Origin of the sequence: Streptomyces sp. NPDC102441, assembly GCF_044765585.1 — a bacterium.
Lineage (GTDB): Bacteria > Actinomycetota > Actinomycetes > Streptomycetales > Streptomycetaceae > Streptomyces.
On sequence record NZ_JBIWKH010000006.1, the window covers coordinates 138,123 to 150,400 of the forward strand.

General features: G+C 71.7%; 10 protein-coding genes. 5 read left to right on the top strand and 5 right to left on the bottom strand.

What is annotated here, in order from left to right; all coding sequences use genetic code 11:
* Positions 1–12 precede the first annotated feature (12 nt).
* A complete protein-coding gene (locus ACIREO_RS14770) occupies positions 13–630 on the bottom strand; it encodes a CGNR zinc finger domain-containing protein (RefSeq protein WP_404109973.1) in 618 nt (205 codons plus the stop codon).
* Between the two features lie 92 nt (positions 631–722).
* On the opposite strand from ACIREO_RS14770, the gene ACIREO_RS14775 reads away from it, so the two are divergent.
* Positions 723–1,466, top strand: coding sequence for a metallophosphoesterase (locus ACIREO_RS14775; protein WP_404109114.1), 744 nt, complete (start codon positions 723–725; stop codon positions 1,464–1,466).
* A gap of 105 nt (positions 1,467–1,571) precedes the next feature.
* Here ACIREO_RS14775 and ACIREO_RS14780 read toward each other — a convergent pair whose 3' ends face one another.
* Positions 1,572–2,756: an MFS transporter gene (locus ACIREO_RS14780; RefSeq protein WP_404109117.1), complete on the bottom strand. Its 1,185-nt coding sequence runs from the start codon at positions 2,754–2,756 to the stop codon at positions 1,572–1,574.
* A 54-nt stretch (positions 2,757–2,810) separates the two neighbouring features.
* On the opposite strand from ACIREO_RS14780, the gene ACIREO_RS14785 reads away from it, so the two are divergent.
* Together ACIREO_RS14785 and ACIREO_RS14790 are read left to right on the top strand one after the other, a co-directional pair.
* On the top strand, positions 2,811–3,572 hold the full coding sequence (locus ACIREO_RS14785) for an AraC family transcriptional regulator (RefSeq protein WP_404109120.1): 762 nt from the start codon (positions 2,811–2,813) through the stop codon (positions 3,570–3,572).
* Between the two features lie 171 nt (positions 3,573–3,743).
* Positions 3,744–4,535, top strand: a complete 792-nt coding sequence (locus ACIREO_RS14790) for a putative protein N(5)-glutamine methyltransferase (RefSeq protein ID WP_404109123.1) — start codon at positions 3,744–3,746, stop codon at positions 4,533–4,535.
* 17 nt (positions 4,536–4,552) lie between these two features.
* Here the strand turns inward: ACIREO_RS14790 and ACIREO_RS14795 are convergent, their stop codons facing one another.
* Positions 4,553–5,080 (bottom strand): pyridoxamine 5'-phosphate oxidase family protein, encoded by a 528-nt coding sequence (locus ACIREO_RS14795; RefSeq protein ID WP_404109126.1) that lies wholly within the window; start codon positions 5,078–5,080, stop codon positions 4,553–4,555.
* Positions 5,081–5,401: 321 nt separating this feature from the next.
* Between ACIREO_RS14795 and ACIREO_RS14800 the strand changes: the two genes are divergently transcribed.
* A complete protein-coding gene (locus ACIREO_RS14800) occupies positions 5,402–8,398 on the top strand; it encodes a bifunctional [glutamine synthetase] adenylyltransferase/[glutamine synthetase]-adenylyl-L-tyrosine phosphorylase (protein ID WP_404109129.1) in 2,997 nt (998 codons plus the stop codon).
* A gap of 127 nt (positions 8,399–8,525) precedes the next feature.
* Here ACIREO_RS14800 and ACIREO_RS14805 read toward each other — a convergent pair whose 3' ends face one another.
* On the bottom strand, positions 8,526–9,503 hold the full coding sequence (locus tag ACIREO_RS14805) for a phosphatase PAP2 family protein (protein WP_404109132.1): 978 nt from the start codon (positions 9,501–9,503) through the stop codon (positions 8,526–8,528).
* Between the two features lie 91 nt (positions 9,504–9,594).
* Positions 9,595–10,632, bottom strand: coding sequence for a LacI family DNA-binding transcriptional regulator (locus ACIREO_RS14810; protein ID WP_404109134.1), 1,038 nt, complete (start codon positions 10,630–10,632; stop codon positions 9,595–9,597).
* Between the two features lie 361 nt (positions 10,633–10,993).
* Between ACIREO_RS14810 and ACIREO_RS14815 the strand changes: the two genes are divergently transcribed.
* Complete coding sequence (locus ACIREO_RS14815; protein WP_404109137.1) at positions 10,994–12,265, top strand: extracellular solute-binding protein; 1,272 nt, start codon at positions 10,994–10,996, stop codon at positions 12,263–12,265.
* The last annotated feature ends 13 nt before the right edge of the window (positions 12,266–12,278 follow it).

The window sequence follows — 12,278 nt, forward strand, 5'->3', positions numbered from 1 at the left end:
TCGGGTTCGATATCAGGACGCGGCGGTCGCCCCGCCCGGCGCCCGGTGGTGCCGGTCGTAATGGCGGGCCGCGCGGGCGCGGTTGCCGCAGGAGGGCTTGCACCACTCCTGGCGGCCGTGGCCCTTCACGAAGTAGCGGACACAGCGAGGCGCCGTGCAGGCCCGCAGCTGTTCGCGCTGCGGGCCGCTGAGGAATTCGACGGCGGCCCGCGCGAGGGCCGCGAGGAGCATGGTGTGCGGGTCGTCCCGTGTGGCCGAGAGGCGCGTGCCAGGGGGGCCTTCGGGCGGCCAGTCCAGCTGGGGGACGACGGGGACCAGTGCGGCGGCAGTGTTGAGGTGGGCCACCGCCCGCTCGGCAGTCATCAGCCGGTGGGCGTCCGGCGGGCTCGGGGGCGCGGGGCTGACCGCCCGGGCGAACAGCGCGCGCACCGCACGCCGCAGCTCGACGACCCGGAGTCTGAGCTTCTCGTCCACCACGTCCTCGTCCTCGGGAGCGTGGCCGTCCAGTAGTGCGCGCTGCCGGTCGATCCAGTCCTTCAGGCCCTCGGTGGTGGCCAGTTCGTCCGTCACCCCGCCCTCGCCGTCATGGCGGATCGTGCTCGCCAGGTCCAGCGCCGTCCAACGCTCCACGAGGTTCCGCTCCTGCCCGTACCGGTTGATCGCGATGGTACGCACAGTCTATGGTCCTAACGGATAACTGGAAACAAGCATTAGGGGGAGGTATGGCGGTGTTGCTCGCGCAGATCAGTGATCTGCACCTGGACGGCAGCGAGAGGGCGACCGAACGGGCCGTACGCGTCATGGACCACCTGCGGGCCATGCCCCGCCCCGTCGACGCCGTACTGGTCACCGGGGACATCGCGGACCACGGCGCGGAGGCGGAGTACGAGGAGGCCGCCCGGATCCTCGCCGCGCCCTTCCCCGTGCTCCCGTGCCCCGGGAACCACGACGACCGTCCCGCGTACCGGAAGGCACTGCTGGGGGAGGCGCCCGGCACCGGGCCCGTCAACCGGGTGCACCGCGTCGCGGGCGTGGCGATCCTGATGTGCGACTCCACCATCCCCGGACGCGACGAGGGGCGTCTCGACGAGCAGACCCTCGCCTGGATCGACGCCACGCTCGGTGAACTGCCGCAGGAGACACGGGCTCTGATGGCCTTTCACCAGCCGCCCGTCGAGCTGCACCACCCGCTGCCCGACTCCTGCATGCTCGAACGCCCCGGTGATCTGGCGGCGCTGCTCGACGCGCATCCTCGGGTCGCCGCCGTCCTCACCGGGCACGCCCACACCGCGGCGGCCTCCACCTTCGCGGGGCGCCCGCTGATCGTGGGGCCGGCGGTCACCTGGACGCTGCGGATGCCGTGGGAGGGCGAGGGCGCCGCCGACCGCGATCAGCCCCCCGGGCTCGCCTTCCACGTCCTCGGTGACGACGGCCGGCTCACCACCCACTACCGCGTCGTGATCTGAGCCGGGCACCCGCCCCTGCCGCGCAGGCGCAGGCAGGGGCGGGGCCGCGGGGGCAAGGACTGGTGCAGGTGAGGCCGACGGGTGCGGTGGTGGAGCCTCGCACCCTCAGGGCTGCTTCACCCGTGCGGGTGACGACGGCCGGTGAGCGAGTGGCTCGTTCAGGGGGCGCACCATCGCATAGCTGAGGGCGGGCATGAGGATCAGCGGAATCAGCGCCGTACGCAGGGACGTGGCGTCGGCCAGCGCCCCGATCAGGGGCCCGGTGACACCGCCCACGCTGACGGCCAGACCGAGGGTGATCCCGCTCGCCGTGCCCACCCGGGACGGCAGGTAGTCCTGACCGAGCGTCACCTGGAGCGAGAAGGGGACGTACAGCCCGGCGGAGGCCAGGGCCGCGAACAGGTAGAGGGGCGGGCCGGGGACGAGTACGGCACCGGCGACTGCGGCCACACTGATCAGGTACGCGCCACGGACCACGGCGACCCGGTCGAACCGGGTGGCGAGTCTCCCGCCGAGTACGGTGCCCACCGCCCCGCCGAGGTAGAGCACGGACAGCGCGGCTGTCCCGGCGGTCGTCCCGCCGCCCGTACGCTGCCGGGCGTAGAGCGCGATGAACGTGCTCAGGCCCATGAACGCGACGGACCTGAAGGCCACCGCCAGTGACAGCTTGACGAACGACGCGGTGTCGTCGAGGTCCCTGTTCACCGGCCGTGCCGAAGTCCCCTTCTCCGCAGCCGCGTCGGCCCTCGTCAGGGCGCGAAGCACCGGCAGGCACAGGACGCTGCCCACCAGGGCCGGCAGGACCAGCAGGGGCGTGAAGCGCAGGCCCCCGGTGGCGATCGCGGCGGTCACCATGAAAGGGGCGGCGGCGAAACCGATGTTGCCGCCGAGGGAGAACCAGCCCATCGCGGTGTGGCTGCCCAGGGAGGCGATCCGTGCGACGCGCGCCGACTCGGGGTGGTACGCCGCGATACCGACGCCGGACACCGCGACGAACACCAGAGTCAGGGCGTACGAGCCGCTGAGGCCGCTCAGCGCGACCCCCAGCCCGCCCAGGAGCGTGCTCGCCGGCAGCAGCCAGGGGAGCGACCACCGGTCGGTGAGCACACCGAACAGCGGCTGGGCGACCGAGGACAGCAGAGACGCGGCGAGCACGATGCCGGAGGCCACCGCGTAGCTGTAGGACCTCTCGGCGACGAAGAAGGGGATCAGCGCGGCCACGGAGCCCTGGTAGACGTCCACGCAGCCGTGCCCGACCGACAGCAGGAGGATCGTTCTGTTCGCTGCCACGCCGCCATCGTCACGGCGCCGCACCCTGTCGCGCTTCCGATAATCTGCCGACCGATGCAGGAATCCCGCCACCAGCCGACCGCGCCCACACGCAGCCAGTGGGTCGCCCCCGGGGCCGCCATCGACGCCCACCGCCACGACGACCATCAGATCGTCTACGCGGCCCGCGGAGTGCTGGCAGTCACCACCGGAGCGGGAACGTGGGTCGCGCCCGCCAACCGCGCGGTCTGGGTACCGGCCGGCACCGTCCACGCCCATCAGGCCCACGGGGCGCTCGAACTCCACCTGGTCGGGCTGCCCGAGACGGAGAACCCGCTCGGCCTGGACGGGCCTGCCGTGCTGACCGTCGCCCCCCTGCTGCGCGAACTGATCCTCGCCTACACCCGTGCCCCCGACGACGAGAGCCAGCCCCGCGGGCGCCTACGGGCGGTGCTGCTCGACCAGTTGCGGGCCTCGCCCCAGACGCCCGTGCACCTGCCGGCCCCCACCGCCCCCGCACTGCGGGCCCTGTGCGCGATCCTGCACGCCGACCCCGGGGACCCGCGCACCCTAGCCGCGCTGGGCAGAGAGGTCGGCGCGAGCGACCGCACCCTGTCCCGGCTGTTCAGGATCGACCTCGGCATGACCTTCCCCCAGTGGCGCACCCAGCTCCGCCTCTACCGGGCCCTGGTGCTGCTCGCCGAAGGCACCCCCGTCACCACCGTGGCGCACTCCTGTGGCTGGTCGTCCGCCAGCGCCTTCATCGACGTCTTCCGCCGTGCCTACGGGCACACACCCGGCGCCCACCTGCCCCCGGGAGGAGCAGCCGGACGGTGAGGCGCGCGGCCCCGTTCCGGTAGTGTGACCCGTCCCGAGACCGGGACCGACCCAGGAGGTGAGACCCATTACCGCTTCAGCAGGCTGGGCGCTCGCACCCCGCCGTCGTACGGCCGACCTGGCCTGAGCGATCGCGGAGCGCCCATCGGTCATCCCGAAAGGCTCCGCACCATGCAGGAATTCGCTCCGCCGCTCAACTTCTCCACCCTCGTCACCACGCTCCGCGCCGCCGGCTGTGTCTTCGCCGAGGACGAGGCGGAACTCCTCCTCTCCACAGCGGCCGGCCCCGCCGCACTCGCGGCCATGCTCGAACGCCGCGTGGCCGGCCTGCCCCTTGAACACGTGCTCGGCTGGGCCGAGTTCTGCGGGCTGCGGATCGCCGTGGACCCCGGGGTCTTCGTGCCCCGGAGGCGTACGGAGTTCCTCGTCCGGCAGGCCGCGGAACTCGCGCCCGACCGGGCGGTCGTCGTCGACCTCTGCTGCGGAAGCGGTGCGCTCGGCAGGGCGCTCGTCTCGTCGCTGCCTGAGGCCGAACTGCACGCCGCCGACGTGGAACCCGCCGCCGTGCGCTGTGCCCGGCGCAACGTGGGCGCACGCGGAACGGTCTACGAGGGCGACCTCTTCGAGCCCCTGCCCCGTTCGCTGCGCGGGCGGGTCGACGTCCTGCTCGCCAACGTGCCGTACGTACCGACCGATGACGTCGGGCTGCTGCCCGCCGAGGCGCGGATCCACGAGCCGCTCGTCGCGCTCGACGGAGGCGGCGACGGGCTCGACGTGATGCGGCGCGTCGTCGCGGAGGCGACCGGCTGGCTGGCCCCGGGCGGCAGTCTGCTGGTCGAGACGAGCGAGCGGCAGGCGGCGCGCGCAGCGGAGACCGTGGGGAGCAGCGGGCTCACCGCGCGCGTCGTCGTCTCCGAGGAGCTGTACGCCAGCGTCGTCATCGGGACCAGGCCACCCCGGTAGCGGGGGAGGTCCGAGGCTCAGGCGAAGCGCCAGCGCGTCTGGCCGAACGGGTCGCCCTTGGCGAAGCCGAAGGCCGTGCGAGGGGTCACCGCGAAGACCTCGGCACGGCCGCCGGCACCGTTGGAGAACATGCCGTCCGTGACACCGAAGTGCCATTCGGCGCCGTACTTCGCCTCCCAGGCCTCGGCCAGTGCGATCAGCCGGGGCTCGTCCGTCACCCGGGTGGCCCGGCCCTCGACCACCACGTCGAACCCCTCGTTCAGCGTGTTGACGCCGGTGGTCAGGACGACCTCCGGATTGGCCGCCACGTTGCGTGCCTTGCGTTCGGAGGGCCCCGTGCAGAAGTGCAGCGCGCCGTGCGACCAGAGGCCGATCAGCGGGGTGACGTGCGGGCGGCCGTCGGGCCGGACCGTGGACAGCCAGTACAGCTCCGCGCCCTCCAGCAGTGCGACCGCCTCGGCCCATGGCCGGGCGGTGGCGCCCTCGCTGCTGTAGTGCGGGTCCAGGGCGGTCTCAGCGGCGTCGGCGGTGTCCTTCTCCGGCATTTCGGGCCTCCAGAAGCGGTGTCGCGGTGTGCGGGGTCTCTTCCTCGATCGTCCCCGTGAAGTACGGACTCCGCTCCCGCTCGGAATTCATCGGCGGGGGCTAGGCCTTTCGTTCGGATCAGGCTGGATCAGGGAGCGGGGTCTGGTGATGGGGGCACCTCCCACGCCGTTCAGGCTGTGGGGGAGAAGCCGAGAGCTCGGGGAAGATTGACGACAACGCCGCGAGGTGCGGTGCCAGACCCCACGAGCCCAGCCTGATCCGAACGAAAGGCCTTAGGCTCGAAGGGCGGACATGTGTGATCGGCGGGCAGGAGACACGGAATGACGACGGTGCCGGGACGCAGAAGCAGTACGTTCACGCGGCTGCTGCGGCACGGTTTCACCGATCCGTCCGCCGCCGAACGACTCCTTGACCTGCCCGAGCTCTCCTCCGTACGGGCCGATCCCGTCCTCTTCGAGGCCCTCGGCGCCACCGCCGACCCCGACCTGGCCCTCCAGAGTCTCGTACGGCTCGTCGAGGCCGAGGAGGCCGACGAACGGCAGATCCTGCTGGACACGCTCGTCACGGCCAAACCCCTGCGGGACCGGCTCCTCGGAGCCCTCGGCGCCTCCGAGGCGCTCGGGGACCATCTGGCACGCCACCCGCGTGACTGGCAGGCGCTGGTCACCTACGAGGCCACCGACCTGCACCCCGGGGTCCCCGAGTTCGAGCAGATGCTCGGCGACGCCGTCGACCCCGACTCGCTGCGGGTCGCCTACCGCAGGTCCCTCCTGTCCGTCGCGGCCCGCGACGTGTGCGGGACGACGGATGTCGCCGAGGTCGCCGCGGAGCTCGCCGACCTGGCGACGGCCACCCTCCGGGCGGCGCTCGACATCGCCCGCGTCGCCGCGCCCTCCGACGCCGCGCAGTGCCGGATCGCCGTCATCGCGATGGGCAAATGCGGCGGACACGAGCTGAACTACGTGTCCGACGTCGACGTGATCTTCGTCGCCGAACCCGTCGACGGCGCGGAGGAGAGCGGCGCCATGCAGGCCGCGACCCGGCTCGCCGCCCACCTGATGCGGATCTGCTCCGACACCACCGCCGAAGGCACGATCTGGCCCGTCGACGCCAACCTCCGCCCCGAGGGCCGCAACGGGCCACTGGTGCGGACCCTCACCTCGCACCTCGCGTACTACCAGCGCTGGGCCAAGACCTGGGAGTTCCAGGCGCTGCTCAAGGCCCGGCCGGTCGCCGGGGACCCCGAGCTCGGGGCGGCATACGTCGATGCCGTGTCCCCGCTGGTGTGGCAGGCCGCCGACCGGGAGAACTTCGTCGGCGACGTACAGAAGATGCGCCGCCGTGTCGTCGACAACATCCCCGTCGACCGCGTCGCCCGGGAGATCAAGCTCGGTCCCGGCGGGCTCAGGGACGTCGAGTTCGCCGTCCAGCTGCTCCAGCTCGTCCACGGCCGCAGCGACAGCAGCCTGCACGCGGGCTCCACGCTGGAGGCCCTGCGGGCCCTCGCCGACGGAGGGTACGTCGGGCGGGCGGACGCCGCGCAACTGGACGAGGCCTACCGCTTCCTGCGCGCCATGGAGCACCGCATCCAGCTCTACCGGCTGCGCCGCACCCACCTGGTCCCCGAGGACGCGGCCGACCTGCGCCGGCTCGGGCGTTCCCTCGGACTGCGTACGGACCCGGTCGCCGAGCTCAACCGGGCGTGGCGGCGGCACGCCTCCGTCGTACGGCGGCTGCACGAGAAGCTCTTCTACCGGCCGCTCCTGGACGCCGTCGCCCAGCTGGCGCCCGGCGAGAGCAGGCTCAGTGCCAAGGCCGCCGTGGTCCGCCTGGAGGCCCTCGGATACGCCGATCCCGCCGCCGCGCTGCGGCACCTGGAAGCCCTCTCGTCCGGTGTCTCCCGTAAGGCCGCGATCCAGCGCACGCTGCTGCCGGTGCTGCTCGGCTGGTTCGCGGACTCCGCCGACCCGGACGCCGGGCTCCTCGGATTCCGTCAGGTGTCCGACGCACTCGGCAAGACCCCGTGGTATCTGCGGCTGCTGCGCGACGAGGGCGCCGCGGCCGAGAATCTCGCCCGGGTCCTTTCCGCCGGGCGGCTCGCCCCCGACCTGCTGATGCGGGCCCCGGAGGCCGTCGCCATCCTCGGCGACCCCGAAGGGCTGAAGCCGCGCAGCCGGGGCCACCTCGAACAGGAGGTGCTGGCGGCGGTCGGCCGGGCCCCCGGCGCCGAAGCCGCCGTCGCGGTGGCGCGCGGGGTGCGCCGGCGGGAGCTGTTCCGTACGACGGCGGCCGACATCATCGGCTCGTACGGCACCGAGGACAACCCGGCCGACCCCGACCCGGGCGCCCTCGTCGACCGGGTCGGATCGGCGGTCACCGACCTCAACGCCGCCACACTGTCCGGGGCGCTGCGCGCAGCGGTGCGCGACCGGTGGGGCGACACCCTGCCGACCCGGTTCGCCGTCATCGGGATGGGCCGCTTCGGCGGGCACGAGCTGGGCTACGGCTCGGACGCGGACGTCCTGTTCGTCCACGCACCCCGCGAAGGCGTCAGCGACGAGGAGGCGGCCAGGGCCGCGAACTCCGTCGTCACCGAGATGCGCAGGCTGCTGGAGCTGCCGACCGCCGACCCGCCGCTGCTCATCGACGCCGACCTGCGGCCGGAGGGGAAGACCGGGCCCCTGGCGCGCACCCTGAAGTCGTACGAGGCCTACTACCGGCGCTGGTCGCTGGTCTGGGAGAGCCAGGCCCTGCTGCGCGCCGCCCCGGTGGCCGGGGACGAGGACCTGGGCCGTGCCTTCATCGACCTCGTGGACCCGCTGCGGTATCCGATGGAAGGGCTGGGGGACGACGCGGTCCGGGAGATCCGGCGGCTCAAGGCGCGGATGGAGTCCGAACGCATGCCGCGCGGGGCCGATCCGACGCTGCACACCAAGCTGGGGCGCGGCGGGCTGAGCGACGTCGAGTGGACGGTCCAGCTGATGCAGATGCAGCACGGCTGGGAGGAACCCCGCCTGCGGACCCCGCGTACGCGTGCGGCGCTGGCGGCGGCGTGCGCGGCGGAGCTGATCCCGGCCGAGGAGGCACAGACGCTGGACGAGGCGTGGGTCCTGGCCTCGCGGGTCCGCAACGCGGTGATGCTGGTGCGGGGCAGGCCGGGAGACACGTTCCCCTCGAACCCCCGTGAGCTGGCGGCGGTGGGGCGCTATCTGGGCTACGAGCCGGGGCACGCGGGGGACATGCTGGAGGACTACCGGCGGATCACCCGGCGGGCCCGTGCCGTCGTGGAGGAGCGGTTCTACGGCGCCACGAGCTGAGGCGGCGGGCGGCCACCGCCGCCCCCACCGGACCGGTCAGGCCCCCACCGGCCCGGTCGGGCCCCCACCGGCCCGGTCAGGCCCGCGACGGGCCTGGTCGGGCCCGCGCGACGGCCGGTGCGTGCCCTCAGCCGCCGGGCGGGCCGGACGGCCGCGAGCCGGCCCCGGCGGGTGAGGCCCCGGCCGGCTGCCTCAGCTCGGGTGTCCGGGAGGGCGGCCTCCGCAAGGCGCGCATACGGCCCGTGCCGGGACGCTGCACCCGCTTCGGCAGCCGGTGCGGCAGCGAGCCGTACCAGGCGTAGGAGAGGGAGACCCCGAACGCCAGGCAGGCCATCCCGCCCACCGCGTCCAGCCAGAAGTGGTTCGCCGTCGACACGATCACGACCAGCGTGGCCACGGGGTACAGTGCGCCCAGGATGCGCGCCCAGGGGGCGGTCGCCAGGAAGCATATGGTCAGACCGCACCACAGGGACCAGCCGATGTGCATGGACGGCATCGCCGCGTACTGGTTCGACATGTGCTTGAAGTTGCCCGAGGCCATCGAGCCCCACGTCTGGTGCAGCGCCACCGTGTCCACGAAGCCGCCGCCGCTCATCAGCCGGGGCGGTGCCAGCGGGAAGACGTAATAGCCGAGCAGGGCGACCGCCGTGGTGGCGAAAAGGGCCAGACGGGTGGCCGCGTAGCGGCCCGGGTGACGGCGGAAGAGCCAGATGAGCACACCGATGGTCACGACGAAGTGCAGCGTCGCGTAGTAGTAGTTCATCGACACGATCAGCCATGTCACCGAATTGACGGCATGGTTGACCGTCTCCTCGAAGGCCAGCCCGACGGTGTGCTCCAGGGACCAGATCCAGTCGGCGTTCCGCAGGGCCGCGGCCTTCTGCTCGGGAACGGCGTTGCGCACCAGCGAGTAGAGCCAGTAACTGACCGCGATCAGCAGGATTTCGAACCAGAGACGCGGGCGGCGCGGGGAGCGCAGGGAACGGAGTGAGAGCCGTGGGCGGCGCACGCGTGACGGGGCGGTCGACCTCGTCGAACCGGACGCCGCTGTTCCGTCCGCGACGGGTGACGGGGTGGCCGCCGTGCGGTCTTCCTGTGTGGTCACGTGCGATTCACCCATAGGCGCAGAGTCTGCCAGATACGTCCCCCTCTGCCCGATGATCCTCCCGTCGGGATCGGGCCGCACATCCAGTACGTCACCGACGGACGGAGGGGCCGGGGCCGGGCCCCGAGGCGGTTGAACCACGCACGACCAGTTCGGGCATGAACACGAACTCGCTGTGCGGTGCGGGCGTGCCGCCGATCTCCTCCAGCAGCGTGCGGACGGAGGCCTGGCCCATCGCCGTGACCGGCTGCCGGATCGTGGTCAGCGGCGGATCGGTGAACGCTATGAGGGGCGAGTCGTCGTACCCGACCACCGAGAGGTCGCGCGGCACCTCCATCGACAGCCGGCGGGCCGCCCGGATCGCGCCGAGCGCCATCATGTCGCTCGCGCAGACCACCGCGGTGCAGCCGCGCTCCATCAGCGCCGAGGCGGCCGCCTGGCCGCCCTCCAGTGTGTACAGGGAGTGCTGGATCAGTTCCTCGACCGCATCGGCGGTGAGATCCAGCTGTTCCCGCATCGTGGTGTGGAACCCCTCGATCTTGCGGAGCACGGGCACGAAACGCTTCGGCCCGACCGCCAGGCCGATGCGCTCATGGCCCAGCGCCACCAGGTGCGTCACCGCGAGCCGCATCGCCGCCCGGTCGTCGGGCGAGATGAACGGGGCCTGCACCTTGGGGGAGAAACCGTTCACCAGGACGAAGGGGACGCCCTGGGCGCGCAGTTGCTCGTAGCGCTGCATGTCGGCGGAGGTGTCGGCGTGCAGGCCGGAGACGAAGATGATGCCCGAGACACCACGGTCGACGAGCATCTCGGTGAGCTCGTCCTCGGTGGAGCCGCCCGGCGTCTGCGTCGCCAGCACCGGCGTGTAGCCCTGCCTGGTGAGCGCCTGGCCGATGACCTGGGCCAGCGCGGGGAAGATCGGGTTCTCCAGCTCGGGCGTGATCAGGCCGACGAGGCCGGCGCTGCGCCGGCGCAACCGCACGGGGCGTTCGTACCCGAGGACGTCGAGCGCCGCGAGGACGGATTCGCGGGTGGCCGCTGCGACACCGGGCTTGCCGTTCAGTACACGGCTGACCGTCGCTTCGCTGACCCCCGCCTGAGTTGCGATATCGGCAAGCCGTGCGGTCATGGGACTGGACTGTACCGGGCGCGTGTCGGATTGCCCACCATGCAGGGGATTCGGGCGGTCCGGTCAGGGAATCACCGGTCGGGGGCCTCCGCGCAGCAACATCTTGCAAGGCCTTGCGGGCACCGTCCCTGCTGCCAGGATCGGATCGTCGTACCGCTGCCACAGCGGGCCTGGCCAGGCATGGGCAGGGTGGACGGGCTCCCGTCAAGAGGCTTGACGGCAACCTTGAGGACACGCCAATGTAACGATCAACAGCCCTTGCAGAAATCTTCCGCAAAGTCTTTCGGTCGTCTTTCATCCTTGTTACGTTCACGTCGACCCGGCGCCGCGACGGAGCGGTACGGCAGTTGAAGGAGTTCAGATGCGACGTGGCATAACGGCCACCGCCCTGGTCGCGACCCTGGCGCTCGCGGCGACCGCTTGCGGAAGCGACGACGAGTCCGGCGGCAGCAAGAGCTCGGGCGAGCTCTCCGGCACGGTGACCTGGTGGGACACCTCGAACGTCGGCAGCGAGGACAAGGTCTTCAAGAAGATCGCCGAGGGCTTCGAGAAGAAGCACCCGAAGGTCGACGTCAAGTACGTCAACGTCCCCTTCGGCGAGGCGCAGAACAAGTTCAAGAACGCCGCCCAGGCCGGCGCCGGTGCCCCGGACGTCATCCGCTCCGAGGTCGCCTGGACCCCCGAGTTCGCGGACCTCGGTTACCTGGCGCCGCTGGACGGCACCGCGGCGCTGAAGGACGAGGGCGACTTCCTCAAGCAGGCCGCCGCGTCCACCCAGTACAAGGGCAAGACGTACGCGGTCCCGCAGGTGATCGACTCCATGGGCATCTTCTACAACAAGAAGATGTTCAAGGACGCCGGCGTCGAGCCGCCCGCGAAGATCGCCGATCTGAAGAGCGTCGCCGAGAAGATCAAGGAGAAGACCGGCAAGACCGGTCTCTACCTGCGCGGCGACGACTCCTACTACTTCCTCTCCTTCCTCTACGGCGAGGGCGGCGACCTGGTCGACGCGGACTCGAAGACCGTCACCGTGGACAACGCCGAGGGCGTCAAGGCGTTCGGTGTCGTGAAGGACCTCGTCGACTCCGGGGCGGCCAGGACCGACGCCACGGACGGCTGGGAGAACATGATGCAGTCGTTCAAGAACGGCGACGTCGCGATGATGATCAACGGCCCCTGGGCCGTGGCCGACACGCTGACCGGCAAGGAGTTCACCGACAAGGCGAACCTGGGCATCTCCACGGTGCCGGCCGGCTCCGCCTCGCAGGGCGCACCGCAGGGCGGCCACAACCTCGGCGTCTACGCGGGCTCCGAGAACCTCGACGCCTCCTACGCGTTCGTCGACTACATGACCTCGGTCGAGTCCCAGGCGCAGGCCGCCGGTGAGCTGAACCTGCTGCCGACCCGCACCTCCGCGTACTCCAAGAAGGAGGCCGCGGACAGCGAGATCGTCCAGTTCTTCAAGCCCGTCGTCGAGACCGCGGTCGAGCGCCCCTGGATCCCGGAGACCGGCAGCCTCTTCGCCCCGCTGAACGTCGAGTACACCAAGGTCCTCACCGGCCAGACCACACCGGAGAAGGCCGCCGAGTCGACCGGCAGCTCCTACCGCAAGCTCCTCAAGGGCTGGAAGTAACTCAGGAAGGCAG

What these genes read in the sequence shown, in the direction of transcription:
- ACIREO_RS14775 (WP_404109114.1), top strand. Translation starts at nt 723, where the DNA reads ATGGCGGTGTTGCTCGCGCAGATCAGTGATCTGCACCTGGACGGCAGC.
- ACIREO_RS14785 (WP_404109120.1), top strand. Translation starts at nt 2,811, where the DNA reads ATGCAGGAATCCCGCCACCAGCCGACCGCGCCCACACGCAGCCAGTGG.
- ACIREO_RS14790 (WP_404109123.1), top strand. Translation starts at nt 3,744, where the DNA reads ATGCAGGAATTCGCTCCGCCGCTCAACTTCTCCACCCTCGTCACCACG.
- ACIREO_RS14795 (WP_404109126.1), bottom strand. Translation starts at nt 5,080, where the DNA reads ATGCCGGAGAAGGACACCGCCGACGCCGCTGAGACCGCCCTGGACCCG.
- ACIREO_RS14800 (WP_404109129.1), top strand. Translation starts at nt 5,402, where the DNA reads ATGACGACGGTGCCGGGACGCAGAAGCAGTACGTTCACGCGGCTGCTG.
- ACIREO_RS14810 (WP_404109134.1), bottom strand. Translation starts at nt 10,632, where the DNA reads ATGACCGCACGGCTTGCCGATATCGCAACTCAGGCGGGGGTCAGCGAA.
- ACIREO_RS14815 (WP_404109137.1), top strand. Translation starts at nt 10,994, where the DNA reads ATGCGACGTGGCATAACGGCCACCGCCCTGGTCGCGACCCTGGCGCTC.